24 protein-coding genes are annotated in these 25,700 nt (G+C 41.4%); 7 read left to right on the top strand and 17 right to left on the bottom strand.

Annotated elements, in window-relative coordinates; genetic code table 11:
- Window positions 1–15 precede the first annotated feature (15 nt).
- From J3P37_RS06425 to J3P37_RS06390, 8 genes are all read right to left on the bottom strand, one after another.
- Window positions 16–1,623 (bottom strand): O-antigen ligase family protein, encoded by a 1,608-nt coding sequence (locus J3P37_RS06425; protein WP_256010242.1) that lies wholly within the window; start codon window positions 1,621–1,623, stop codon window positions 16–18.
- A gap of 330 nt (window positions 1,624–1,953) precedes the next feature.
- Complete coding sequence (locus J3P37_RS06420) at window positions 1,954–2,640, bottom strand: bacteriocin fulvocin C-related protein (RefSeq protein WP_256010241.1); 687 nt, start codon at window positions 2,638–2,640, stop codon at window positions 1,954–1,956.
- A gap of 3 nt (window positions 2,641–2,643) precedes the next feature.
- Entirely contained in the window at window positions 2,644–3,354 is a 711-nt protein-coding gene (locus J3P37_RS06415) for a permease prefix domain 1-containing protein (protein WP_256010240.1), read from the bottom strand.
- A gap of 18 nt (window positions 3,355–3,372) precedes the next feature.
- Window positions 3,373–3,708, bottom strand: coding sequence for a PadR family transcriptional regulator (locus tag J3P37_RS06410; protein WP_256010239.1), 336 nt, complete (start codon window positions 3,706–3,708; stop codon window positions 3,373–3,375).
- A 347-nt stretch (window positions 3,709–4,055) separates the two neighbouring features.
- A complete protein-coding gene (locus J3P37_RS06405) occupies window positions 4,056–7,286 on the bottom strand; it encodes an error-prone DNA polymerase (RefSeq protein WP_256010238.1) in 3,231 nt (1,076 codons plus the stop codon).
- 9 nt (window positions 7,287–7,295) lie between these two features.
- Entirely contained in the window at window positions 7,296–8,804 is a 1,509-nt protein-coding gene (locus tag J3P37_RS06400) for a Y-family DNA polymerase (RefSeq protein WP_256010237.1), read from the bottom strand.
- A 3-nt stretch (window positions 8,805–8,807) separates the two neighbouring features.
- Complete coding sequence (locus J3P37_RS06395) at window positions 8,808–9,545, bottom strand: ImuA family protein (protein WP_256010236.1); 738 nt, start codon at window positions 9,543–9,545, stop codon at window positions 8,808–8,810.
- Between the two features lie 112 nt (window positions 9,546–9,657).
- Window positions 9,658–9,927, bottom strand: a complete 270-nt coding sequence (locus J3P37_RS06390) for an SOS response-associated peptidase family protein (protein WP_256010235.1) — start codon at window positions 9,925–9,927, stop codon at window positions 9,658–9,660.
- A gap of 187 nt (window positions 9,928–10,114) precedes the next feature.
- Here J3P37_RS06390 and J3P37_RS06385 point away from each other — a divergent pair, with 187 nt between their 5' ends.
- The 6 genes from J3P37_RS06385 (at window position 10,115) to J3P37_RS06365 (ending at window position 13,471) form a co-directional block, all read left to right on the top strand.
- The gene (locus tag J3P37_RS06385; protein WP_256010234.1) at window positions 10,115–10,537 is read left to right on the top strand and encodes a helix-turn-helix domain-containing protein; all 423 of its coding nucleotides are present in this window, start codon (window positions 10,115–10,117) and stop codon (window positions 10,535–10,537) included.
- A 49-nt stretch (window positions 10,538–10,586) separates the two neighbouring features.
- The gene (locus J3P37_RS06380; protein WP_256010233.1) at window positions 10,587–11,198 is read left to right on the top strand and encodes a DUF4304 domain-containing protein; all 612 of its coding nucleotides are present in this window, start codon (window positions 10,587–10,589) and stop codon (window positions 11,196–11,198) included.
- Window positions 11,199–11,246: 48 nt separating this feature from the next.
- Window positions 11,247–11,624, top strand: coding sequence for a sigma factor-like helix-turn-helix DNA-binding protein (locus J3P37_RS23065; RefSeq protein ID WP_369414055.1), 378 nt, complete (start codon window positions 11,247–11,249; stop codon window positions 11,622–11,624).
- Between the two features lie 324 nt (window positions 11,625–11,948).
- On the top strand, window positions 11,949–12,413 hold the full coding sequence (locus J3P37_RS06375) for an ATP-binding protein (RefSeq protein ID WP_256010232.1): 465 nt from the start codon (window positions 11,949–11,951) through the stop codon (window positions 12,411–12,413).
- A gap of 125 nt (window positions 12,414–12,538) precedes the next feature.
- Complete coding sequence (locus tag J3P37_RS06370; RefSeq protein WP_256010231.1) at window positions 12,539–12,862, top strand: integrase core domain-containing protein; 324 nt, start codon at window positions 12,539–12,541, stop codon at window positions 12,860–12,862.
- A gap of 438 nt (window positions 12,863–13,300) precedes the next feature.
- Window positions 13,301–13,471 carry a hypothetical protein gene (locus J3P37_RS06365; protein WP_256010230.1) on the top strand — a complete coding sequence of 57 codons (171 nt, stop codon included), beginning with the start codon at window positions 13,301–13,303 and terminating at the stop codon, window positions 13,469–13,471.
- Between the two features lie 304 nt (window positions 13,472–13,775).
- Here the strand turns inward: J3P37_RS06365 and J3P37_RS06360 are convergent, their stop codons facing one another.
- Window positions 13,776–14,756, bottom strand: a complete 981-nt coding sequence (locus J3P37_RS06360) for a carboxypeptidase-like regulatory domain-containing protein (protein WP_256010228.1) — start codon at window positions 14,754–14,756, stop codon at window positions 13,776–13,778.
- 505 nt (window positions 14,757–15,261) lie between these two features.
- Between J3P37_RS06360 and J3P37_RS06355 the strand changes: the two genes are divergently transcribed.
- Window positions 15,262–16,614 (top strand): ImmA/IrrE family metallo-endopeptidase, encoded by a 1,353-nt coding sequence (locus J3P37_RS06355; protein ID WP_256010226.1) that lies wholly within the window; start codon window positions 15,262–15,264, stop codon window positions 16,612–16,614.
- An 83-nt stretch (window positions 16,615–16,697) separates the two neighbouring features.
- Here J3P37_RS06355 and J3P37_RS06350 read toward each other — a convergent pair whose 3' ends face one another.
- The 8 genes from J3P37_RS06350 to J3P37_RS06315 form a co-directional block, all read right to left on the bottom strand.
- Window positions 16,698–17,357, bottom strand: a complete 660-nt coding sequence (locus J3P37_RS06350) for a SagB/ThcOx family dehydrogenase (RefSeq protein WP_256010225.1) — start codon at window positions 17,355–17,357, stop codon at window positions 16,698–16,700.
- Window positions 17,354–17,761, bottom strand: coding sequence for a 7-cyano-7-deazaguanine synthase (locus J3P37_RS06345; RefSeq protein ID WP_369414054.1), 408 nt, complete (start codon window positions 17,759–17,761; stop codon window positions 17,354–17,356). The genes J3P37_RS06350 and J3P37_RS06345 overlap by 4 nt, the downstream gene beginning before the upstream one ends.
- On the bottom strand, window positions 17,743–17,946 hold the full coding sequence (locus tag J3P37_RS06340) for a 7-cyano-7-deazaguanine synthase (RefSeq protein WP_256010222.1): 204 nt from the start codon (window positions 17,944–17,946) through the stop codon (window positions 17,743–17,745). Before J3P37_RS06340 ends, J3P37_RS06345 begins: the two co-directional genes overlap by 19 nt.
- Window positions 17,939–19,156, bottom strand: coding sequence for a PfkB family carbohydrate kinase (locus J3P37_RS06335; RefSeq protein ID WP_256010221.1), 1,218 nt, complete (start codon window positions 19,154–19,156; stop codon window positions 17,939–17,941). Before J3P37_RS06335 ends, J3P37_RS06340 begins: the two co-directional genes overlap by 8 nt.
- 346 nt (window positions 19,157–19,502) lie before the next feature.
- Window positions 19,503–20,276 (bottom strand): 8-oxoguanine DNA glycosylase, encoded by a 774-nt coding sequence (locus J3P37_RS06330; protein ID WP_256010220.1) that lies wholly within the window; start codon window positions 20,274–20,276, stop codon window positions 19,503–19,505.
- 280 nt (window positions 20,277–20,556) lie between these two features.
- A complete protein-coding gene (locus tag J3P37_RS06325) occupies window positions 20,557–21,309 on the bottom strand; it encodes a hypothetical protein (RefSeq protein WP_256010219.1) in 753 nt (250 codons plus the stop codon).
- The gene (locus J3P37_RS06320) at window positions 21,306–22,631 is read right to left on the bottom strand and encodes an McrC family protein (RefSeq protein WP_256010218.1); all 1,326 of its coding nucleotides are present in this window, start codon (window positions 22,629–22,631) and stop codon (window positions 21,306–21,308) included. Before J3P37_RS06320 ends, J3P37_RS06325 begins: the two co-directional genes overlap by 4 nt.
- Window positions 22,631–25,699, bottom strand: a complete 3,069-nt coding sequence (locus J3P37_RS06315) for a DUF8426 domain-containing protein (RefSeq protein ID WP_256010217.1) — start codon at window positions 25,697–25,699, stop codon at window positions 22,631–22,633. The genes J3P37_RS06320 and J3P37_RS06315 overlap by 1 nt, the downstream gene beginning before the upstream one ends.
- Window position 25,700 lies beyond the last annotated feature (1 nt).

The following is a 25,700-nucleotide window of genomic DNA, read 5'->3' as shown; positions in this document are numbered from 1 at the left end:
GAGTAAAGACAAGGATTATTTATTTCGCCCTTGTGTTATTAGTTTTCTAAGCTCTTCTTTCATTTCCTGAATCGCTTTTGAGTGCACTTTTATTTCCTTGTTTAATAATTCGTTTGCTACCGTAGTTGCTTTTTCTTTCTGACCACATTGGGCATACAGTTTTACCAGCAGATAAAGAGGATAAAAACGACTTGGGTTCATATGCCATGATTGAAGATAAGCCTGTTCAGCCTGCGTGTATTGGCCAAGGCTTTTATAACAGTCGCCTAACGTTATGTATAAAATTGTATTAGGATAATGATTTTCAGCCTTTTTAAGTATTATTTTTGCCTCAATATACTTTCCGGAGAGAGCGAGAGCCTTACCATAATTCGTAAGAAAATTACCGTTGGCCTTAAGTACTGGTAAAGCTTTTTTATATTCTCTGACCGAGGCGTCATAAACGCCGAACTGGTAGTAATCATAAGCACTTTTCCAACAGTGGTATGCAAGCAACGTGCTAGTTAGTTTTTTCCAGGAGTTAAAGATTAGAAAGGTGACTGTTGCTATCAGTACTATTTTGCCTGACAAATTAAGCAACCTGAAGAATCTTTGAGTTGGAGGGCTGAACAAAATAAACTCCCTCTTTGATAGGTTGGCAACCGTTGCCAAATATAGCACAAGGGTAATTTTTATAGGAAGAATCTGTCCAGGATAAGAGAAAAGTGAGAAAACAAGGATGTTAATTATCCCGGCTTTCGCACTGACAAATAATATACATTTATTCTGCAAGCCCTTACCAGTGCGCGGCCTCAAATCAGAAGCATTGCCGATTTTCTCATTACTGATCTTGGATTTTAAACATAGAATAAAGAAACTTGCAAGTATTAGCAACCCAACAATTCCACTTTCTATTGTCACCTGTAATGGCTCATTAAAGGCATAATTGGTGTCGCCTGCGACCGTTCCCTTAGGAGAGTGAGGATTCTGTTGAAAAAAAGCCGCCTGATAGTTCATATAATGGGCCTTGAACTGATCAAAACCAAATCCCAAAATGGGTTTGTCCTTAATCATGCTGGTACCAATCTGCCATATGAACAGGCGGCCATTTGCTGAATCTTTTTTTAGATAAAACAAACTTATTAGTAAACCACAGCAGAGAGTGATACCAAAGACTGTTAAACCCAACTTCTTAACAGTTGAATTGGAGAACTTTTTAAAAAAAGCATTAACTTCATACTTATAAACATAGATAATCATATACCCCACAGAAACCAGTAAAGCTAACAAGGCCGCTCGTGAATGGGTTGCTGCCAGAGCAAGAGCCATTAAAACAAGTGTTGTAACTATCAGGGGCTTTATAAGAATAATTAGCTTTGACCATTTTTGCTTGTTAACTTCCGCAGGAGAACCAGTTTGAAAAAGACAAAAACCTAAAGCTATTGTAAAGACGCTTGCAAGATAGCCCGCATAAGGCCCCGGGTTGAAGAAACCACCTGTAACTCTGAAGAAGCTGTGATTTGATGGGAAATATCCCCATAACTGAAGATTTCCCTGAAGAGCCTGTAATCCGCTACCTATGACCAGCGAAAGATAGATCCATAATATATTATTATTTGAAGTATGACGCAAAACTAGGTACATAATAGCAAGGCCATAAAAGTCGAACGCGGGCAATGATGAAAAGGAAATATTAAAATATCCGTTAAAAACACAATATGTTACCCAAATCAAGAAAAAACCATCTATTACACTTATATTAAGGCAAATAGACTTAGAAAAAAGAACTTTCAATATAGATAGAAATGCCATCATCATTACCAGATACGAGAAAAAAAAAGACTTTCCACTTTGAGTTCCATCCATGAGTATATCTGATGCTATCGATGGAAGTATCAAGTAAATCCCGCAGATCATGATCAGAATAATGCGCGTTATTTTCACTGGTAAATTCAATATTGAACTGGTAGATGATCAATAGCAGCTTCCATCACAAGACATTGACCACACCCAGCCACAGCCAGTTGTAATTTGACATCCTCCGCGTTCACAAAATAAACTGCAGAAGTCAGATGATGTATTGCAGCTACAATTGCCAGCTTCTGAATTCGTGTTCAAGGATTCGGCGGCTATTTGCAGGTTCGAAAGCTCCCTATCTAACTGAGATTGATCCGTATAAAGTCGGTATACTATAAATGCAATATACTTTTTGGACCATTTTAAATCTTTAGTTGCATAGGTTACCCATTCCGCTGCAAACGCCGAACGTGAATGCAAATTATTTTGTAAGATCTCTTTATTAAAGTAATCGTCGTCGAAATGGTCAATCAATGTCCGAATATGGGCAGCTTCGGCGGCTGTAAAGGGTTCATGGCTGAGCAAATATTTAAACTTATCGACCCAGATACTTCTCTTTTTATCTTCAGCCCAACTATTGAAGATTGCTCTTTGTAATTGAAGATCATATGAAACAAGTTCTTGAGTGCTAATCTTCGATAATTCATATCGGTTACTAAGTACGAATTCGTTTATCGCAGGATCACACGCAAATTCTAAGGATGGCTTTTTACAAGATGAAAAGATCGAAGTAAGGAAAAGAAAAAGAAACAACTTCTGCATATGTTTTATATATCGCAGTGCAATATATAAAACTTTTATCATTCATTAAATAATAAACTTTGCAGCCCTGTAATACTTGCTATAGAGTATGGCGAAACTTGTACAGATGAGGAATGGAAAAGCATAGTCAAAGTAGAGATAAACCTGGTATAGATGACTTATAAGAGGGCGGTCGTAGCCTACAAGTGTCTTTGTGAGAGGATTTAGGCAGGTATTTAAGATGCTTAACAGGATTGCTATGAGCAGCAGATAGACGGTGTGTCTGGGTTTTAATTCAATACTTTCAATAAATGAGATTGTTTTTCGCTCAAAAAAATAGATGCTTGCTACAAATACCATCACCATTAAATGAATAGCAATCAAGTATTTTGAGATCCAATCAATCGCCACATACCCGTTCGCTTCGTTATAAATCAAAGCAACGTAGAGGAGCTTAGCAGAACAGTTTATGAAATAGTATAGCAAAAAATAAGCTAAAACTCCAGCCAGGATTATCAATGACCGTTTCAACTGAATTAGGGGTTTATTTACATCTGCGTAAGCTGTAGTCCAATCAAAGTCTCTACCCATTCGCTTACACGCCACCCAAAATGCTTCCTCTTCATCAAGTCCTGCAATAGTAAGTTCATCAATGATGTCCAGAAAATGACTTTTCAATTCTTCAGCATCGGCCTGTGTAACACCTTCCCGGTCCTTGACCTGGTTATGCCAGAGCTCAAACTGTTCTTCAAAAAGAAACCCGCTGTTCTTTTCCATTAAAAGACAAGCTATCCATTAAGATATTTCCGTTTTCAACTTCCCAAAAATGGAATAAACCAAGTCCCATTCTGCCATATTTTGTTTCAGCTGTTCCTTTCCATCAGCCAGAAGAGTATAATATTTGCGTGGTCGCTCACCTTCTACTACTTTCCAATAGGATTTGATCATGCCGCTGTTTTCAAGTTTCTTCAATACAGGGTAAATACTGGGCTCGTTCCATTCGATTTTGTCTTTCGCAAGCTCCTTTACCTTCTGTACTATTTCATATCCATAACTATCTCCGCTTTTAAGCACCGTTAAAATAATTGGAGCGGCTGAAGCCCCCATCAATTCCTTAGATATTTTCTTCATCTCCACATTTTGATTTTACAAATATATCGCAGTTAATTAGATTGTGAAACAAGTACTGCATTAATTTCAATACTGATCTTCATTGGGGTCGTGTTGGAAATATTCATAGCAAAATATACAATTCATGTTCATGCTTTTCTGTTAAATGCTACAACAATTAAAGCACGAAACAAAAGAGACAAAATCATCGCTTCGTAAGCAAGCAGCCAATAATAGGCCGACTTAGTCATCCTAAATGGCTTGAATATCATCTCATCCGCCAATTCCTCAAAGTTTCTGCCGGTAATTTTTCAATCACTGAGACCAAAAGATTATGATTTTGGACTGACTCTTTGCTGCAGATTCAACTATTTGAAATTCCTGCCCCCATGAAACGCTCCTTTAGGAACTTCTTCCCTTACCTGGGTACGCTTATTTTGCGCCGGATACGGCGCATTTTTTTCATTTCCACTGGCATGCCGTAATACGGGCAGATCATCCTGTTCGCGCTGCACCAGTTTTCCCAGGAGCTTTGTCAGATCAACACACTTATGCACAATCACATGAACCACCTCCTTTTCCCGTTGAAGCTTTCCCTCCACCATCAGAAGACGTGCATGAAGAATCTCTTTGCGGTACGTTTCAAATAGCTTTTCAAACACCACCAGGTTAGTAAAACCGGTTTCATCTTCAATGGTAATAAAACAAACGCCGCCTGCTGTACCAGGGCGTTGACGCACCAATACCAATCCGGCCACTTTAACAGATTCACCGTTTTTTGCCTCGTTGTTGATCACTTTGGTTGGTAAAACGCGTAACATATCTAACTGGGAACGAACAAAGCTGACTGGATGCGCTTTGAGTGAAAGCCCTACTGTGGCGTAATCCTGCACCACATGTTCGCCTTTGGACATTAAAGGAAGCTCTACCTGAGTTTCTAAAACGCTTTCGGATGGCTGCCCTTTAAAAATCTCGACTGGCATATCCTGCAAAGCAGAAATCTCCCATAAAGCTTTCCTGCGGTCAAGGCCGATAGAATTAAAAGCATCTGCATCTGCAAGTCTTTCCAATGCACTAAGTGATACCCCAGCGTCTCTTAAAGCTGTAATGCTTCGATAGCCCTTATCACGGCCATTCACCAGAAGTTCGATATCGTCTTCACGAATTCCTTTAATTTGGCGGAAACCCAGGCGAATAGCATAATACTTGCCAGATTTTTCTTCTAAGAGATTGTCCCAGGTTGAATGATTAATATCCGGAGGGCGCACCTCCACCTGATGCTTCTGGGCATCAATCACAATTTGTGCAGGCTGATAAAATCCCATAGGCATGCTGTTCAGCAAGGCCGTTGCAAAGGCATCGGGGTAATAACATTTCAGCCAACAGGAAACATAGACCAGTAGAGCAAAACTTGCCGCATGACTTTCCGGAAAACCGTAACTTCCAAAGCCTTCTAATTGCTTAAATATCCGTTTAGCAAACTCTTCGGTATAGCCTTTTTTTAGCATCCCATCAATCAGCTTTTGCTCATACTGATTCACCAGTCCTTTGAACTTAAAGGTCGCCATGCTGCGCCGCAAGCCGTCAGCTTCCGCAGGGGTAAATCCCGCAGCTACTATTGCGATCTTCATGGCCTGTTCCTGAAACAGGGGAACACCCAGCGTGCGTCCCAGGATTTCTTCAAGCTCGGGAGATGGGTAATCGATAGGCTCTTCACCATTGCGCCTTCGCAGGTAGGGGTGCACCATATCGCCCTGTATAGGACCAGGCCGCACAATGGCAACTTCTATCACGAGGTCGTAGAAACATTGTGGTCGCAAGCGGGGCAGCATAGACATTTGCGCACGGCTCTCAATCTGGAACACGCCCAGGGTATCGGCAAGGCTGATCATTTTATAAACGACAGGATCGTCCTGAGGGATATTTGCTAGTGTTAGGTTCCGCCCATAGTGCTTTTTACAGAGATCAAAAGCTTTTCGGATACAGGTCAGCATTCCCAGTGCCAGTACGTCCACTTTCAAGAATCCGAGGGCATCAATATCATCTTTGTTCCATTCAATATTGGTACGGTCTTCCATCCGGGCGTTCAGGATGGGACAGAGATCGGTGAGCTTGCCCTGGGTAACTACGAAGCCGCCGGTATGCTGGCCAAGCTGACGCGGAAAGCCTAACATCTGCCCGGTAAGCTCAAGCGTCTTTTTTAGATGCGGGTCATCAGGATTCAAACCTTGTTCGGTCACACGCTTTTCGTCAAACCACTCATCAGTATACTCCCATATGGAATTGGAAAGCCGGTTAATGGTGTCAAGCGACAAGCCCATTGCTTTGCCCACATCTCGTATAGCACCTTTTTGATGTTGCTGCGTAACCGTTGCTACAATTGCAGCGCGGTCACGCCCATACTTATTGTAGATGTACTGGATGATCTCCTCCCTCCTCTCATGCTCAAAGTCGACGTCAATATCCGGCGGTTCATTTCGTGCTGGAGAAATGAAGCGCTCAAATAGCAGATCAAATTTGGTAGGATCCACAGAAGTAATCCCGAGGCAAAAACAAATGGCTGAATTTGCGGCAGACCCCCTCCCCTGGCAAAGAATGCCTCTACTTCGTGCTTCGCGGACTATATCTTCCACAAACAAGAAATAATTCGCATAATCCATTTCCTTCACGAAATCCATTTCATGGTGGATCATCCTGACTACCTTTTCCGGAATTTCTTCACCATAAAACTCATGGGCTCCTTTCCAGGTAAGGTATTCCAATTCGGCTAATGGCGTGCGGCCGCTCTTGTTAATTTCTGCGGGATAAACGTATTTCAATTCGTCGAGGGAAAAATTACAAGCTTCGGCTATAGCCATAGTGTTATAAATTGCATCCGGGTATTTCCTAAACAAGCGGTGCATTTCATCTACCGGCTTCAGAAAACGCTCGGCATTTTGGTGTAAGCGGAAGCCTGCCTGCTGAATGGTACATTTCTCGCGAACACAGGTCAACACATCCTGCAGTTCCCGCCGCGACGGATCATGATAATGCACATCGTTTGTGGCAACTATTGGTATATTAAACTCCTTCGAAAGCTGATCTATCCGAAAGATGCGCTTATCGTCATTGCCGAGGTAATTTCGGGTTACGGAAAGGTAAAGCCACTTTCCGAACGCTTCGCGATACTCCGCTATAGAATTTAAGAATAGTTGATCGAACCGGAAGTAGCGGTTTAGTTCATGAGGCATAATGGCAGTGAAGATGATATCTTTTGCATGCCGGTAGACATCCTCTTTATATAATTCGCACTTCCCCTTTTCTGTGCGGATATTTCCTTCGGTGAGCAATGCGGAGAGCCTTCCATAAGCTTCTTTATTAGTGGGATAAGCCAGCAAGCTTGGGCCATCTACCAGGTCAAGCCTGCAAGCGGGAATTATCTTTATCTCCTTCTCTCTTGTTGCTGCATGCGCACGAACGATCCCTGCCAGGGTATTTCGATCTGTTATGGCGATCTTTTTATACCCTAAATCCGCAGCAGTTTCGACGAGTTCATTTGGATGCGAAGCACCACGAAGGAAACTAAAATTAGAGGTTGCCTGTAGTTCACTATATTCCATTTCCAACTCCTATGCAAAAAAACCATGTAAAAACCATTGATAACGCCCTGCATCTGAGTAGTGCCCGGAGCGAAAAAGCCAGTAGCGCCGGCCTTGCTCGTCTTCCACCTGGTAATAGTCCCGGTGTTCACCCGCATCAAGCCACCATTCCCGTTCAATACGTTCGGGACCGTCGGCTTTGACGATATTGTGCCTGGTGTTTTTATAGACAAAGAATTTGGGCGGATGATCGGGAATGATCGCCATCACTTCTATCGGGTCGGGCCTGGATAACAGCTCCGTAGGTCTGGGTTTATTATTACGCCAGCCGCTTACCGGTAATTCGGTAATTGTGAGAGATTTTTTGAATGACCTCTCCGGCCAATAGTGCGTATCAGGCACATACCGGCGGATCACATTCGGACCAACCTTACCGGCAACCCTGTCGAGCATCTGAATCAGGCTTTTATCATTCATCCCCAGCTTGTCTGACCAAATAGCTTCCTGTGCTGCGTCTACATCATCTGTTTTGGGTGCATCGAGTACGAAAAGTTCAATACCTAAGGCGGGACGTATCTGCTCAATTTTGAGTTCAAAAAGTTTATACAGGTGACTTACACTATGACTGGCGCTGTTGGTGCCTATTTCAATACGGACGATCTTACCATCAATACGGTAGCCTGTTAAAACGCCAGAACGCAAGCCTTTTCCCTCCTGCTGTAAACGCAAACACAATTTTTTAAGCAGTCGTTTAATTGCAATTTCAATTCCGCGCCTGGTTTTAATCGGTTCCAAACACGGTAAGCGCTCCTGAAATGCAGTTGCAACCTGTATAGGTTCTATGATTTCGTTCTCTGTTCCAAGCGCCTGACCTAAGCGCAAAAGAAAGCCTTCTCCAAACCGTCGCCTCAACACTGACCTGGGCATGCCTATAAAACTCTTGATCTGGTAAAAACCCAGCTTTTGCAATTTGGCCAGCGTCCCTTGTTCCAGGCGCAAGGCTTCGGGCGGCAATGGCAGTAAAGCTTCAGCATGCTCTCCTGCATGAATGAGCGGTGTAACACGTCCAAATCGCGCGATGGCCCAGGCCGCCCCTACAGTATCGGCCATGCCGAGCCTTACCGTATAGCCCTTGCTTTTTAAGCGGGAAACGATTTCTTTAAGATATTCGCGCTCGCCTCCCCATAGGTGCGGGCAACCACTCACTTCCATAAATAGTCCGTCATTGGAGAAGTCGTCGACTGCAACTGTTGGAGAATACCGGATACACCATTCGCCGATTCCACGCAACAGTTTCTTTGCTCTGTCTGGCTTGTCGTCTATAACCTCCAGGCCAGGGCAAATGGCCTTTGCATCAGCAGCACGCATTCCGGTTTCAATGCCGGATTGTTCTGCCAGCGGACTTACCGCTGTGATGATCATTCTTCCATGATCAGGTGCAGCAAAAACATAAGGTACATCCTTCAGCTCTGGCCGGCGGATAGCCTGCCAGTCGGCCAGCAAGTGGCGGAACCATATGGAAACGTACCGTTTAGACATCTCTTAACCAATTTGTCGCTGTTCTTGCCCAAATATTCTTGTGCTTACCTTCTCTGTTACTACCTCTTTAAAGTGGTCTGCTTCCCACTCCAGCGTCCACCAACCCGGCGAGCCGTTGCGAACCTTCAGGAGCTCAACACGCCAGCGCGGGAATCCGATACCAGGCAGATTGTCTTCGTTCTCACTTGGCAATGGAGTGATCTTCCAGCGGGCGGTCACAATGGAACTAGCCTTTTTACCGGCATCTTTCCGTAAGATAAAACCCGTAACACCGCTATTTTCGACAGCAAGCTGCAAACGCCTGGATTCCGTTAAACTCAGATCATTGATTTCTGCAACAACAGCAGCAAGTCCTTCGCATTTCAGAGCCTCCTCCATGATCCAAAGCACATCTTTCTCCTTTGCCACATCCATAAAAATGATGCGTTCCGTGGGAACGTTAAAAGCACTGAGTGAAGAGGGAAATAGTTTCCGGGAGGTACTGACCCATACGCAGGCGGCACCCTCTTTCATCAATTGTGAAAGCAAACCAGCAATAAAGCCGTCGCTAGCAGCGGATTGTTCCGGAACGAATGTGATAAACTCATGGATAGCCCGTTTGGGAAATACGCCATTGGGAAAAGCGCTTTCAATTTGCCCCAGCCCTATTGTATCAGCCTTTCCGGCAGGCTGCGCCTTATAACCCTGCCATAGCAAAATGTCTTTCTGTAACTTATCAATCAACGCTTTCTTTGAGTCCATTTTTGTGCTTTGCGGTCATGTGCTGTGTTTAGCATCTAATGAACAACAAAAATAATGCTAAAAAAGTTAGCAAAAAGAAAAAGATTGAAAAGAATTTTTAGGCCTTGAGGATCTATGCTGCCCAGTGGTCAAAATCAAGTATTTCCTGGTCGACAAAGGTCTGATCAATAGCAGGAAGTTCGGGATATTCTTGTGGAGCAGTCTCGCCACTTGTCCGGTATTCAGAACTGATCGTACAAGCTTCCAGCATCCTGGAAGGAACTTGCGTCATTGCAATTTCAGTAAGGCGACCTTGCGACGGCTCCTCCATCAGCCATTCCCAGGCGAGATCTTCGGTGAGTATGGCCGGCATCCTTCTTTTAGAATTATGGATCTGCTTCATTAATTCGTTCGCAATACTTACCGTATTGATTAGAAACCATTTTTAGCTGGCGAAGATTGTTTTGTTTCAACGTTACAAATCATCTAAGTTCCCCAATTACAGTCTGTGGCATCTTTGACCGCAGTTCTTGCCTCTCAAGTATTTTTTTATATTTGTCTTGATAACCCTACTAGTTACAGGTATGAGCATGACATCTGAAAAATCAGCAAAAATTCACCAGGGCAGAAACGTACGACGCTTCCGCGAGATGCTTGGGCTTAAGCAAGAAGCTCTTTCAATTGCGCTTGGTGAAGATTGGAACCAGAAGCGAATCTCCTTATTAGAGGCGAAAGAAACACTGGAACCAGAAGTGCTTGCTCAGGTTGCTAAGGCATTGAATGTACCTGAAGAAGCGATTAAGAATTTTGATGAGCAGTCAGCGGTAAATATTATTACAAATACGTTTACAGACTTTAAAGATAACGCATCTGCTTTTTACCAAAATTGCACCTTCAATCCGTTGGATAAATTGATTGAAGCATTAGAAGAGAACAAGAATCTTTATGAGCGCTTACTTCAATCTGAACGTGAGAAAAATGCTCTTCTCGAGAAATTGCTGAAAGACAAGTAATCTCATTTTTGACCCGTATATTCGTTCGTTGTGCAAAACTAAGATTAACATGCAAAAAACTGACGTTGAGACAGGATTTGATTTTCTCGTTTCTCAAGTTATATGGCCCCATTTTAAGCAAAAAGGCTACAAAAAATCAGGAAACAACTTGCGTTTTTATGATACTTCTAGCTGTTGGGGGAAGATTGTAAACTTTCAGAAGAGCTGTTTTTATGGCAAGAACCATATAAGTTTTACCGTTAATATTGGACTCTATCTACCAGAAGCCGAAAAATTTCATTGCAATCAACAAGCAAATGAAAAGTTTCAGGAAGTTAGTTGCATTGTACGAAAACGAATTGGCAGACTAACGAAGGAGAACAAAGATCTATGGTTCGACTTAACTGTCCAAACAGACAAAAATATGCTTTATACCACAGTCGAAAAACATTCTATAGATCTAGTAATTCCATACCTGAATAAAGTAAATTCTAAAGACGACATCTTAAAAATCCTGTCCTGCGGTTATCGGTCTGAATACAAGGCATCTCAAATTCAGACCTTGTATTCAAATGGCTACAAGAAGGAGGCAAAACAACAATTGGAAGAGGCTAAGAACAGCACTCGAAATGTATCTTTTTTAGAAACGCTAAATGAAATAGAGCAGAGTTTCCGGGAATGACATCACTCAACAATCATTGAATATAAAGAAAACCTGGAAGTAATTTCAATGAGATCTGTTGAGAATTCCGGGTACGATCGTTTGGCGAGTATTGATCTTGAGACTCAGTTGGACGCTTACCTGGAAAATTTACCCAAAAGATGCAGGGAAATCTTTTTTATGAGCAGAAAACAAATGCTAAGCAATGATGAGATAGCTGCCAAATTGGGCATTTCTAAACGTTCTGTAGAAAATCAAATCACCTTTGCTTTGAAACATTTACGTGTTTCGATAAAGGATATATCAATTGCTTTGATACTGTTGAGCTGTTATAAACTTAAAAAAAACTTAGCTAAGTACCTCTCAAACGACTTCGGCTCCTGGAAGGAAGTGCTCCTTGAATTAATTCCACGATGTTTATTGTTATTTTATCAAACTAGTATTTAAAAAAATGATGCGCTCTCATACTCATATAAAGCCAAAGTTTAAGGATATCTACTTTATTATTTCAGTACCATACTCGCACAAGACTACCTTTTCCATTCCATTACTTTAAATTCTGTAATTAAAGAATCTTTCGAATATGTGAATACTAAATCCTTGGTATATACAGGGTCTATATCTCCTCCATAGTCAACCAATATCCTGTAAAGTACTAAATTACTATCCAATGATGGTTAGGTAGGACACAAATAAATCCCGTAAATCAACGTTGATAACTCGATTTGCGAAGCACTACCCTACTAATTATATTAGCAGAAAACATTTGAGATGGATAAACATATTGCGCAGATTACCAATAAAAGTGTAGAACAGAGGGGCTTACCAAACGATTTCAAAAAAGCTTTAGCAGAATATATCTGGAATGGCTTCGATGCTGGGGCTACAGAAGTGCTTCTCAACTTCGAAAGCAACGAGATCGGCTACATCTCCTCTTTTTCCATCAGTGATAATGGCAGCGGTATCAACATTGAAACCATTGGCGATACGTTCGGTCACTTCCTGGATTCCCAGAAACTATTGTACTCCAACAAAAACAGCTTTGTTAAAGGCAAGAAGGGTAAAGGTCGCTACGCATTCAGCACTTTCGCTAATGCTTGTAAATGGACAACGACTTACGCCGCCCTAGATGGCAAATACCTTCAATACAGCATTACAATAAACAAAGGCGAGCTGCAAGCTTTGAAACCTTTGACACCATCATCTCCAAGAAAAAAAAACTGGAACCGTTGTTAGTTTTACTGATTTCTTCGGCTTAACCGGAGACTTGCTCTTTACCAAGGAATTCACCGATTACCTGGCCAGTGAGTTCGGCTGGTTTCTGTACCTGAACCGGGCGAAGGAGTTCAAAATCCTCATCAATGGCACAAAGCTTTGATACGACGACATCATCGGACATACACAATAGCAATCAGGGCAGTCAGTTTACCAGTGATGAGTATACATTGCTTCTTAAAAGCAACACTATTCAGACCAGCATGGACGGTAAAAGCAGAGCGACAGATGATATTTTTGTAGAGCGGCTTTGGAGAAGTTTGAAGCAGGAATATATCTATCTGAATCCGGAAGCAGGCGGCTTAAAGCTTTACCAGGGGGTAAAGAAGTGGTTTAGTTTTTATAACCATAAACGACACCACCAGAGTCTGGGCCATCGTCTTCCTGCCGATCTGTACAATGGAGCTTAGGCTGTTATCAACAATGATTTTTAAAGAGAAAAAAAGTAGCAAAAAAAGAGAAAGGACTGGAAATGTGGAAAGCTCTCCGAGTTTACACACATTCCCACACCTGCAATAACAACAACAATGCTTATTATGGTAGTAGTCTTCTCCTAAGACATGGGCCGTTAAATGGCGATGGCGCCTATCCTTGCTACTGGGGTGTAACTAAGAAGGAGAAGTCGTATTCCTAGTTATTGACTTTCTTATATTTGACAAATATGTCCATGTTACTTCTTAGGTTTAAAATCTATTAGATACTTGAGTCTCTCAAGGTATTGAGAGCATTTTTCTAACTCACTTTTTTTGGATGTTTGTTGAGATGCCAGTTCCCAGAACCGGAATTTCTCGATGAAGTATTTTCCCATCATCCATAAATACTTCCCAAAAAAGAAGAGTTACTTTTTTATGAAAGATTTTTTTCCAAACATCATGAGTCCAAACGTAATTGTTAAACACGACTTTATAATTGGCATTGACCCGGGAACAAATACCGTGCTTGCCATTTACTGCAAAAAGACTAAGAGTCTGGTGCTGATAAAGACGGTTCCCATTCACCAGGCATTTGAGATTCGTTAAGCAGTCTCACACTTCAAGCTGCATTCATGTGGTAGAGGATGCTCGTAAGAGAAATTGGTTCGGTCCCAACGCTCAAGCAAAGCAGCAGGGGTGCCGGTTCGATCAAAAGGGAATGCAAAATGAGGGAAAGCTTTTTGGGTGAGAATGGATTCATTTTGATATGCCAGCTCCTGGAAGGGGTAAAACAAAGGTTTCTAAAGAGTACTTCCAGAAGCTGACAGGTTACACCAGATCGACATCAAATCATGCAATAGATGCCGCTGTGCTGGTGTGGAAATGGTGACTTGATTTCGGGTCTTACCCACTATTCTTTTTTCTTTTCTTCGAGATTGCGAATTACTATTCCGAACGTATAAACAGGATGAAATCTTTTGGAGTAGTTGCCGTCGACAAGAAAGCCAAATCTGTCTGAAAGTGGTAATATCAGTGATGCTGCGAGAGATGTAAACGACCCTCGCCTTTTATTAAAAATAGTATTGTATCTATCCTTGCTGAATAGATCAATTCCAACTCCAAATCCAAGGTGGACCTTTCCGCCGCCTAGTAAATCGAAGCCCTCAAGTTCCACTCCTAACGAATTATGCCATTGGTTCAAAGCAACATTTGATGTATCACCTGACAAGGTGTTGTCCGCATTTTTATTAGCTACTTTGAAGGTATTTAATTTATACGATGTGTTAAAAAATGGCCTTAATGTAAATTCATCATCTTCGCCCAGTGGCTTTTCCCAAGTACCTCCAAGGCCAATACTCAGTCCTGTTTCCTCTTGAGCTAGTTTAACGAGTTTTTGTTGTGTCTCGTCGTTAGAAACATCAGTGGAGGCAAAGTTTCCTATGTTACCGACGATATCCCACCTTGCATTGAAATATTTTTTTGTGAACTTATTTATAATCACAGATGATCCACCAACAATTTCGCCAGTACCTCCATTCTCAACATTTATGTTATAACCAACTTTTGCACCCGACCAATAACTATATAGAGAAGAAGAAGATGCTGATCCCGGCAGAAAGGCCTGCAGTCCAGCCGACGTGAATTGATATTCCTGGAATTTATTAGAGGCTCGTATTTCTCCTGAATTGTACCCTAAGAAAGAAACTAAAAGAACGTCATCTTTACAAGTTCTTAATGAGAATTCCCCATTCATATTTGTTGTGGTACCGATAAAAGAGTCTGAGTAACTTTTTATCGAAACGCCCGGCAAGGGATCTCCTACCTCATCGAGAATTCGACCTGATGTTTTAATAGTATCACATTTTCCTACCTCTTGAGATTTAACTGTCACGTAAGAAAAAATTAACATTAAAATAAGAATAAGTAGCGAATTGATTTTTTTCATAAAAAACTTAGATAATTTCTTGTGTAATTGTAAGGATTTATTTTCTTAAAGGCAAAACTATTAAACGTAAATTTCCGTTTGATGATTAGATTATAAAGTGACATTGATTGGTAATAGAGAAGACTCAAAAGGAAATTCATCATCTTCTGTTGTGGCCCAATTTAAAGTTAATTAGGGGCGCATGAGCGTCCTAATTAACAGCCATATAACTCCAAGTACCCCAAATCATACCCCATACGGGAAGCAACTCTCAACGCTGGAGAATATCACGAAAATCGCATTTGAACAGGACTGAAACTTAGTTGAAACGCAATAGTTGGGGGAAAAATAAATGGAAATATTAAAAATATTACCATTCTTTTTTTTTCCACTTATTAAGTTCATTGTTGAAAAGAATACCTTTATATAACATCATTCATATCCTTATTTTTACTTGTACAAATTTCGGTAAATGAATACGACATTAAAAGGTGAACTATTTGAGCAAAGGGCTTATGATATTATCCAAAAATCCATTGCCGAAGGTAATTTCGGTCTAATGCCGGAAACATGCCGGGTGTTGAGAAAACCAAGGTATTATTCCAGTGATCGGGAGGGTGATATTATCTTTGATCAGAGTATAGAAGTTTGGCCTAAAGGAGCGGAACGGTGTCACTTGCTGTATTTGGTCGAATGTAAAGATTATAGTGGTGATGTACCGGTCAATGATGTCGAAGAGTTTGTATCGAAGATCCGGCAGGTCGCCGGTGAGTATGTAAAAGGCGTGTTTGTAACCACCGGACGCATGCAGAAAGCCGGATTAAATATTCTGAAAAACCGCAGGTTTATGTTTATCCAAATTGACAGGGGTGATAAAGCAAACATTGTTCTTCACAACAAAAAACGTGGCAAATCACTTCTTACTGATACAGCTCCAGTGGTATCATGGACTGATCAGGCTACCAGATTGGCAGAGATACGCGATTTGCTGCAACGAGAAGAATTAGGTAGTGATGACTGGGATAGGCTAATTGAACATCATTTGACCAGTCAGTTAAACGCGCGTGTTTATTGGGAGCAGCCTGGTAAAGAAATTGCCGGATTGGAATATCTGTCAAAAAGTTTGATTGAGGATATGACCCAAAATATTATCAATGAATTTGATGGTTCAATTTTATATCATGGTAATCCGTTACCATTGGAGCGTTTCATGGTTTACCTGACTGAAAAATATGGTTTAAGATTTATCGTTGATGAACCGTTACCAGAAAATAAACGCCACTTGAATGGCTATTATGACCGTGAAGCCAAATGTATTTATATTGATCAGTCGCTGAGAGATACCGGACAATTTGCTTTTGTCTGCGCACATGAAATCGGCCATTTCTTTCTTCATGAGAATTTAGTGCTGTCACAACAACTTTATGATGCCCAGGCAGATTCGACGTACAATAAGGAGACACGAAAATATGCACTAAAAAACGAAAAACACTGGTTAGAATGGCAGGCTAATCAATTTGGAGCTGCGTTAATTATGCCTCGACGTTCGCTGTTAGCTCAGTTAATTTGCTGGCAAATCGAACATGGTATCCGTAACAAGGGTACCATGTTCCTGGACTATCAGGAACAGAATATTTTGGATTTCAAAAAAGTGATTACGCTGCTGGCTTATAAGTTTGAAGTAAGCCGTACCATATTGGAATATCGGATGCGAGACCTGGAAATCATCAAATATAAAAACCGCCAGGGTTATAATGCTTATTCTTTATTCGGCAACCTTCGTGAACCACAAGCCCTAAGCAAGATCTTAAACCGAATATTTTAAGAAGGGGGTATGATCGAGCACTATTAAATCTGACATTTGACCGATTCATTAGCGAAACCTTGTATCGCATTCGAAAATACTTTTCAACCGATAATTAGTCCGCCAGAACCAAATACATCCGGATCGGCAAAAAATTCTGAGATGTAGGGCTCACCTAAACTGCCAATTGGACAACTTCTCAGATTTAAAGCAGCAGAAGTGAGTTGAATGCTATTGATCAGTGCGCCCGCATCTCTCCAAATCAGCGATTCCGAATTCTCGTATTTACTTGCATTTCTTCTTGAATGAGCAACAAACCAAAGTAATGTACCAGGGCCAATTGCAACGATTTTATTAATATGGACGAGAAATGGTTGAATATCTTTATCAACGTTAACAATTTGATTAAGTGAATGATCGAATGGGTTATAGTAATAGAAATCTTCATTTTTGAAAATTTCGGGATTGAAAACGATAACATCTACAGGATGTCGTGCTCCTGCAGATGGTGCACCGCGATGAGTAAGAAGATAACCGCTTTCATGCATTTGAAAGCTTTTGACTTTCGCTGTGTACCAGAGCACCTCGCTTAATTGTTGCAGGGAAATTGTTTGAAACTTTCGGACGGACCTTCTGTTCGAAATGACTTCACCAAATGAAGCAGTCAATACTTCTATAGGCCGAAACAGTTTTATTCGCTCACCCAGCCTATACTCAAAATCACGAATTGGATCTTCTTTTTGTCTTACGGTCGGGTTTTTCACTGTTTATCATATAAAGTTCTTAGCGTATATTGATATTTACGACAGCCTCGGCACTCGCCGCAGGCGATGTCACCGGTATGACAGGAATGTGCCCAGTGCAGCAATGAGTTTGGGATGCCTGAGGTTTTAATAAGTTCCACAGAAGACAACTCGATTGCGGGTGCAGTTATCCGAACATGGCCTTCCTGATAGCTCATTAGTTCATTAATCCGCTCGTAGAAGCCCGCCGTGCCATCTTTGTGAAATCCATCTGTCTTCACAGATCCGACCATTAGTTTATTAATGCCTAAACTGATACCTCTCATACAAGCCAGGGTAACAAGTAGTTGATTTCTATAGGGCCACCACTCTGAAGAAGGCGAACCCTCAATAGGATTGCTATTAATTAAATCACCGCTACCCAAACTGCTACAGTCGATTGTATGACCTCATGTGTCATACCCAATTCCCGGGCGATGATTCCGCTAACTTCCAATTCCTTTTTTGCTGCGGCCTGTCCATAGTTTATCGAAATCGCAAGAGCTGGCCGTTTCCAGTAAGCAAGCGAAACTGAATCAAGACCACCCGATAATAGAATACCTTCAGCCATTGACCTTAGCGAGCGCCCAAAGGCATTTATATAATGCGGTGGTTAAATCCTTCTCGATGTGACATTCCGTGCCTTCCAGCATCTTGATGCTTTCAGAAGTCTCATTCTCGACGTAGCCAATGACCGTACATTCCTTTGCTACGCCAAATCCAATTTCGAATAATGTTCCTGAGTCGAGTCCATCCAGAACGGCGAAAATCACTTTGGACTCATTTAATCCTTTGATGTCCATGGGTACAACTTTGGATGCTTCGCCCAGGCCGACGTCATGCCAAGGGGAAAACACTCGAATATTCATTGAGTGAAGGCAGTGATAGATCTCGTTAATCAACCATCGCTCAGAAAAGGTAAAGAATGGTCCGGCCAAATAAAGTTGAGCTTGAGGATAATCTTTAATAAGAAATGGCTTGAGTTCAGGAATACTTTCAAAAGGTACAAAATTAAAACTACGTGTGTTGCAATAAAGAGCCGTATCCCAAGATGCCTGCCTGGCAGCGAAAACCGGATCATCTGTTTCATCCCAATAGTGCGCAAAAGAAGCTGCGAATACATCACCTGAACCGATGGGCCATACTGACTGTGTTTGATAAACTGGAATAAACGATTCGATACCTTTTCGGGTTCTTATACAGGCACCTTTCGCACCCATTTTCAGTACCAGGATCTCTGCATTTTCCTTTTCGAAGAAAAATTGCTGGATTGCTTGAATGTCGTTATTGCGAACACCGCTGATCTTCTTGGCTTCGGTAAGATTCACCACAATTGCTAGTCGCTCGGCAGTTGAACCGGTAGCATGAAAAGCTACTGGATTTGAAGGGGATTGCGGATCGTAGACCACTTTATTACCTGTAACTTTGCCATTACCTTCAATCATCCCATAATATAAAATGACATGACCGCTGGCCTCCAATACGTTTTTATGATTGTTTAACGTATCCGGACGCGGCAGAACCACTGGATCCGCCAATGGATAATCGTACCGGAACTGTATATTCTGGGGAATGGGTGTTACCTGACAAATAAGGCTGATACTTTCGGCAACCTGATCAAGATACTGCATGGTTGCTTCATTACCGAAAGTATGAAATTCGATCTTTTGCTGAGGCCTAAGCTTTGCCATAGCCCAGCAGGCGCGTAAACCTGAGCCAAATTTTTTATCCCAGCGGGGTTGGAAGCAGTGTTCATCATAAGTGCCACCAACAATGATCATACGCTGTAAATCAAAAGTTCACAAGAGCCACCTACCAGAGAGGTAATTCTCGCCTGATAAGTAAACTGTTCGTTGAGACAATGGATTAATGGCAAAGAGACATCATTCGTAAAAAATACGGTTCCTACCAACTGCCTAGCTTGGGTCCATGCTTGTACCGCCGCAGCTGTTCGCAGATTGATGTTTAATATATCGCCGACCGCTAAGGTTGCCAAAACCGCTGCACTGGGAGACATGATAGTTCCGCGTCCGCTAAACGCACTGCAATTAATATCGTTAATATTACTCCACGGGGTTGAAGATGAATCCGATTCGTTATTTCCGTTTCCTGACATTTATAATTGGCTTAGTCTAAGTTCTTTAGTACACTTAAGGCTAATCTATTAGTTTTTTTCATAAAATCCCAAATTATTGCGTCCATAATTGCTGAAGAAACTTCCAAGGCATCGCAAAATGAGAGATATTGCCGTTCTAAGTCCAAATAATATTTAGTTAGATCACATTCTTTCTGATAAAAGCCAGCAAGCAGTCCGGCTCTTAAAATATGTATGTCTAATACAGCCACCTTATCACTGTCCAACCAATTCCGGGTTATCCAAGAAGCAGTTTTCAAGCCAATACCATCAACAGAAAGTAACCATTTACGTAATACTAAATCGTTATCAACCGGAATATCATCTAAGTCGTTCCTATCTAGTAATCTAAAGATGTAATTGCTTTTCTGGTTATAAAAGCGGTAAGTGATTATTCTCCCATCCGCCAGTTCAAATGGCTGAACCAAAGCTTGGTGTAATTCCAGCTTACTGACTTTAGGCCTGATCAATTGACGAGCCTTCAGTCGCTCAAATGCGGCCAGGCCAACTTCCGACGGCATTCCAAACCCGCCGAGCAAACAGACGACGATCTCTTCTAGTATATTTTTACCAAGTTTATAAATTTTTCTGGGTTCATGCCGCTGCATATGTGCCATATACTGCACTTTCCAAAAAGCCGGCGTATAAAATTGCGCGCAATCGCCCCATTTGACGCCAGGCAATAATTCACGGTCTTCATGTGGCAGCTGCCGTGCGGCATTACATAATAGCTGCCATCTCCGATCTGTGTCATTCGAAATCGTCATCGTAATTATATGTTGTTTGTTGAAAAAGTTTAAGTAATAAGTATATATTCAAGGAGATACCAAGGCTACAGGTATTCGATCACTTGTCTCGTCGACAAACTCGAATTCTTCGTTGATTGCAAATATAAATTTATAATTGATTTGCTCTCTACCTTTCATTAACCAATACCTGATTGTGATAGTATATAGTATTCTAGTTTAAATTGTGCACTCTTCAGCTATCCGTATTAAGCTTCGGTTGTGTTATCAGAGTGGCTAAGAAAATTCACGAAAAAGCTCCCTAATATACAATTTCATAAAGCCTCGATACCCGGTCCTGCTCAATAGTACAATCAACTTCATTCAAATCCTTACCGTTAAATAAGGCGTATTGCAAAGCCTTAGCTTTCAAATTCCGGGAATCAGGAGCAGTATTGCTAGTCGAGAAATAATATCGGTTTTTAGATGATAAAAAAAATCTTCTTTTCGCCATCTTACATTGATTCCCCATCGGAGAATGAATAGGATTTAATATCACGTTCACTCTCTTCAACAACCTGTCAAACCTTCTTTTGAGATCTTTATTATCTGCCAAACGGAACTCTACTCTATTTCGATCGGATTGATAATTCTTCAAGATGTTAATTTCCCCGCATTGTAAAACGAGAAAATGTAAACCATCAATCTCCACGCATCTATTATGCTCAAGTTCGTATAGTAGCCGATCCGCGAGCTGGTAATTTCCTTCGATCTCTCTAGAGGTGGAGAATAATTGATTGGTATACATACTTATCACCTTTCCTTTCGAAAGCCTGTACATGCAATTGTTAACCTTGGCTGAGTTAATGTCTTCGAGCTCAAAAAACGCCTCTACCCGTCGGTTTCTAACAGATTCCTTCAAATCCTCAATATTGTTGACAAAACCAATTGTATGTCCACTGAACAAGACCACGTCAGCCTTCGTTTTATTTATGATTTCACTTACCAAAGTAAGACGTCTTGAATTTGATAATCCGTTCGAAAACGAAATCAATTCAATAGATTTCTTTCTCATGTATTCGGGGATGTTATGGTTGAAAATACAGAGGATTTAGGGAGTAATTCTTCTAGTCGGGTCTTGAATTCCTTTTTGCTTATTAAACCCTTCCCTTCCAAAACATTTAAGAAAAGGAGTCCGCCATGCAAACCGACTACCTTTTCAGAATGGGGCATTTCAAAGGGCGTCTTATTGTATTCACCATTAATAACACTACCTTTCTCATCAGCTGATGGATAGAGTAAATAAGCCATATGCCCCTCGTAGTATAACTTATACGCAAGCAGCTGTCTTAAATCATCGTCATTTGGTTTTTTCCTGTCTGGTCGCTTCCATTTTGTATCAATGATGATATTGCCTCCGGCGGCACATTCAATAACAATATCCGGAATCAACAATTTACCACCATTATCTCCCTGCCAGTAGCGCAACCTTCTTTGCGCCCTTACCCTCCAGCCAAAGACCTTCTCGCATGACTTTAGCCTTTGGTGGATAAATTCCTCCCATAGCTCATTCATGTTGAACATCACAGCCAGCACAGATTCCTTTCCGCCCCTCAGATCAGGGTGATAATTCAGGAGCAGTAATTTAGCAATTTGTAAAGCTTCCTGATAGGGTTGAAGCTTGCGGCTTTGCGAAAATCGTTTGAACATATCCTCACTTATTTTCACCGTCTTGCCGTCCGGCCATAAAGAGGAAATTAGCGATAAACGCTCCCCCATATGCGATCGCTCCTTCATCCGGCAAACAACTTCCAAAGCTTGCCGGAGTACCTGGTGTAACAAATGTTGACTGTCGTACACCCCGTACTCAACGTAAAATCTCTCGGCGTGCACCAGATTGTGCCGGATGTGTTCGTTGAAAAGTAATTTACCCTTCAGGGAGTTTTGATTTCCCTCTTCGCTCCGGTACCGTTTAATTAACCCTCTGTTTAGCAATTGCTCCAGCTCATTTAGGTATTTTTCAAAATAGAAATCCAGTATAGAGTTCGACCGTAGTTTAAGTGATGCGTAACCAGTCGACTCCGGCTGGATGAACTTACACTCTTTCAGCATATTCAACAGGAGGTCGTGCCACTGAGCTTTATCAGACTCGCTTCGATCAATCTTCGGAAGCACCTCAATTGTGAGTTGGTTAATTTGAAGTACTCCGACCTGTTCTTTGAATTGGATGCCGTTGTCTATCAGATCATAATATTTCCCTTCGCTTGAAGTATGAAAAGCACGAAGAGCATTGATCTGAGAGGTGGTAAATTCAAGAGCCTCCGATCCTGAAGCACTTGAATGCTTCTTATTAAACTTTATCCGATCATATTCAAAGAAACGAAGTATTGCAGCCATTACTGAATTTTCATACTTTTCAAGGCCTCATCGAACTTTTCCACGTTGTTTAATGCATCCTTATTGATGCTGTAAATCCGCTTGTCATCATATTCTTCCTCCTCATCTATTGCAAATGATATTTTAACCTGAGAACTTTTAATAAAACCAGGACCCAGCACCAACTGAATTTTATAATAGTCTCCAAAGAAGTACTCCTGCAGCAGGGGTACAATACAATCGCGAAAAACATCCATCAATTCCCTTAGGCTATATACATGAATAAAATAGGCGTGGCCGATCTGGTGGTCCCGGTCTTTTAAAACCTCTAGTCTGTTATTAATGGTATTAAGAACCTTCTGAAGATTAACATTTGTATAAGCATATTCTTTCACCAGGTTGATTTGACTTTCCTGATCTCCGTTTTGCGTGAAAGCCTCCCAAATCTTATGTCTATCATTCTTGAATTCTTCACTTACTCCAAGCAGCTCAAACACCCTCAACTCTTTTTTCTTATAATCCTCGTCCTCCCATTTGTAATTCTCATACTTCCAAAGAAACCGCCATAAAGTATGTCCAGGCGACAACAATTCTGCCTCAGGCTGCATCTCTTCAAAACTAAACCGTCTTCGAAGTGCCGTGTCTAAAGCTTCAACACTCCTGTCGGCGGTATTCATAGTACCAATAATGAACAAATTTGATGGCACTCCAAACGATTCCCTGCTATAAGGAAGCGTTAAGGTTACGGCCTCCTCATTACCCAGGCGTTTGTCCTTCTCCAGAAGAGTGATCAACTCTCCAAAAACTTTTGAAACATTCCCCCGGTTGATTTCATCGATAATTAACACGTAAGGTTTTTGACCTGCTTCTTCTCCTTCTGACTCCTTTTTGAAGAGGGTTTTAAAGGTTTCCCTTTTTACATCATCCTCAAAGAAAGGGTAGATACTTTGCTGACTTATTTTCTTTTTGAAGAAAATAGAAGGATCCTGGTTCAAGTCTTTTACCAGCCACTCTACTTTTCTAAATTGGTAATACTCAAAGTCATTACTATCGTCCCAAAAGTATTCACCGGTCACTTTCCCAATTGCGTCTATTATATGGTTGCCTCTTGTAATTACAACAATATCCCCTACTTTCATTTTGAAGAAAGTGAACATTGCGACAATATGAAAACGGCTTTGAGAAACCAGGTCCGGAAATTCTTGAACAAATTTGTCTCTGAACTCGTCCCAGATCCTGATACTCTTAAAGGCTTCGTAATTCTTTTCCCCACCCCAACCTAAACCTATACAGTTATTCTTTATGCACCAATCGTGAATATGCGGATTTTGTAAGCCCCCTAGCGACATCTTGAAAAACTTGGCCTGGTTAAAAAGATCTTCCGGTTGCCGTTTTATTTCTTGTAAGCCCCTTGCTGTATTACATATATTTTTGAAGATTCCTGCCTTAGTTTCATATTGAATTGGCTGTGAAGGATCATCGTTTTCTACTGGCTTTATTCCTTCTACGAAGTCCTCGTAATTCAGGCTCTGATGAAATGTGGTGAAAACAATTCGTTGATCTCTCACATGCTGGTCAAAGACTTCTTTAAGCTCTTTTCTTGGTCGTTGAATGCCTTCTCCAAGAATTTCTAAGGCTTTACTAATAGTATGATATGTTTTTCCGGTTCCTGGGGGACCGTAAAGGATTTGATTTAAGGGAAACTTTGAGAGAGAGGCATCAGTTTTCATTTTTCTTTCTTTAGAGAGAGGTTGTTGGACTATAAATCTAATTTTGTCTCCAAGCTGGGTATCCAGATACTTCAGGCATTCAATGATCTGTTCAACGGCTTTTTCAGTGTAAAAATTAAGATCATTTTTGAAGCGGATGCTATCTGCTTTGAACCAGGAAAACCATCTCAAACCGTCTGGCAATTCTTTACCGATCTCGGAAATAAACTTCTTATTATTACGCTCATCTTCAAAATGCAGGGAGACGCGAATCTTGTCCCGCTTGTTTGCCGGAATTTCCATCTCGTAATGAGCAGTTACATTACCAATTAAGCCTGATGAATCGGAAATCCATACCCACTCCCTTCCCTTTCCTTCCTTACCCGAAACCTCTTTCACCACTTTAAACCTGGGTAAAAACTGATCGTCTTCCAGCGATTGTGCTAACTCATCAACCAGCGCCCTAAATGTGCGCCCGTTGATCTCCAACATTCGATATAGAATGTCCTGTGCTAATATCTTAAAGCTGGTGTCAGAAAAAGCGTTAGCGCTTTTGTACTTAGCTACCAGATCAAGTAGTTCCTGATCGTCTTTAATGTATTCGTCAATAAATCGATTAACGAGGGTCAGGTAATGAACATATTTCTTTCCTGCATCTGCAGCCTTTATTCCCAATACCTTGCATAGCGTCTGATAAAAAGAATCCTTATAAAGCGTGTAAGTGCCCGGATCATGATAGGTCAATATAGTCGCAATAGTCCTTTCATCATGATGTGCTTGCTTCTTTTCGTCCGCCTCGACCTTTCTGTAAAGTATGCCCGCCTGTTTCGTAAAGAGCTCAACCCTTTCCTGTAACTCTCTCTGTTCATCAAAGAGCAAAAAATAACACTCCCTATATTCCACAGGAAAAGTCTTTGCCAACTGCTGCATTACTCCTAGGCCCGGCCCATAGATCAGATTGGCAAAATCCACCGATTTCACTTCGACGGCAAAATCGGCCGCTTCCGGGTTCGGCATTCCTTTAAATTCCTCCAGCAACTCCCACTTATATAGCTCATCACTCAAACCCTGCTTTGAAATCAATGCTTTATAATCGCGAATGAGACCAGGAAAAGGATCAGGTTGTTCGCTTTTTGTGACGATAGTAAAACCAAGTTTGATGAGAAAGTCGTTGGTAGGTGGACCGCCACTCCGCTTCCAGAGCCTTTCGCCGACTGCAATCTGATGCGCGTCTCTCATCACCTCCTTAGGCGGATAGGTCTTTCCCTCAAAATGTAGGTCGTATATGGTAGAGCCTTTTAGGGGCTTGTTTTCTTTATCAATTTTAGCGAGAGCTTCCAGAACGTGCTCCCGTGTGATCTTTTCAGGTTGAAATGGCATT

This window comes from Desertivirga xinjiangensis, from assembly GCF_024436435.1.
Lineage (GTDB): Bacteria > Bacteroidota > Bacteroidia > Sphingobacteriales > Sphingobacteriaceae > Desertivirga > Desertivirga xinjiangensis.
Note: the sequence above shows the minus strand (reverse complement) of the source record. Positions and strands in the feature narration are given on the sequence as shown.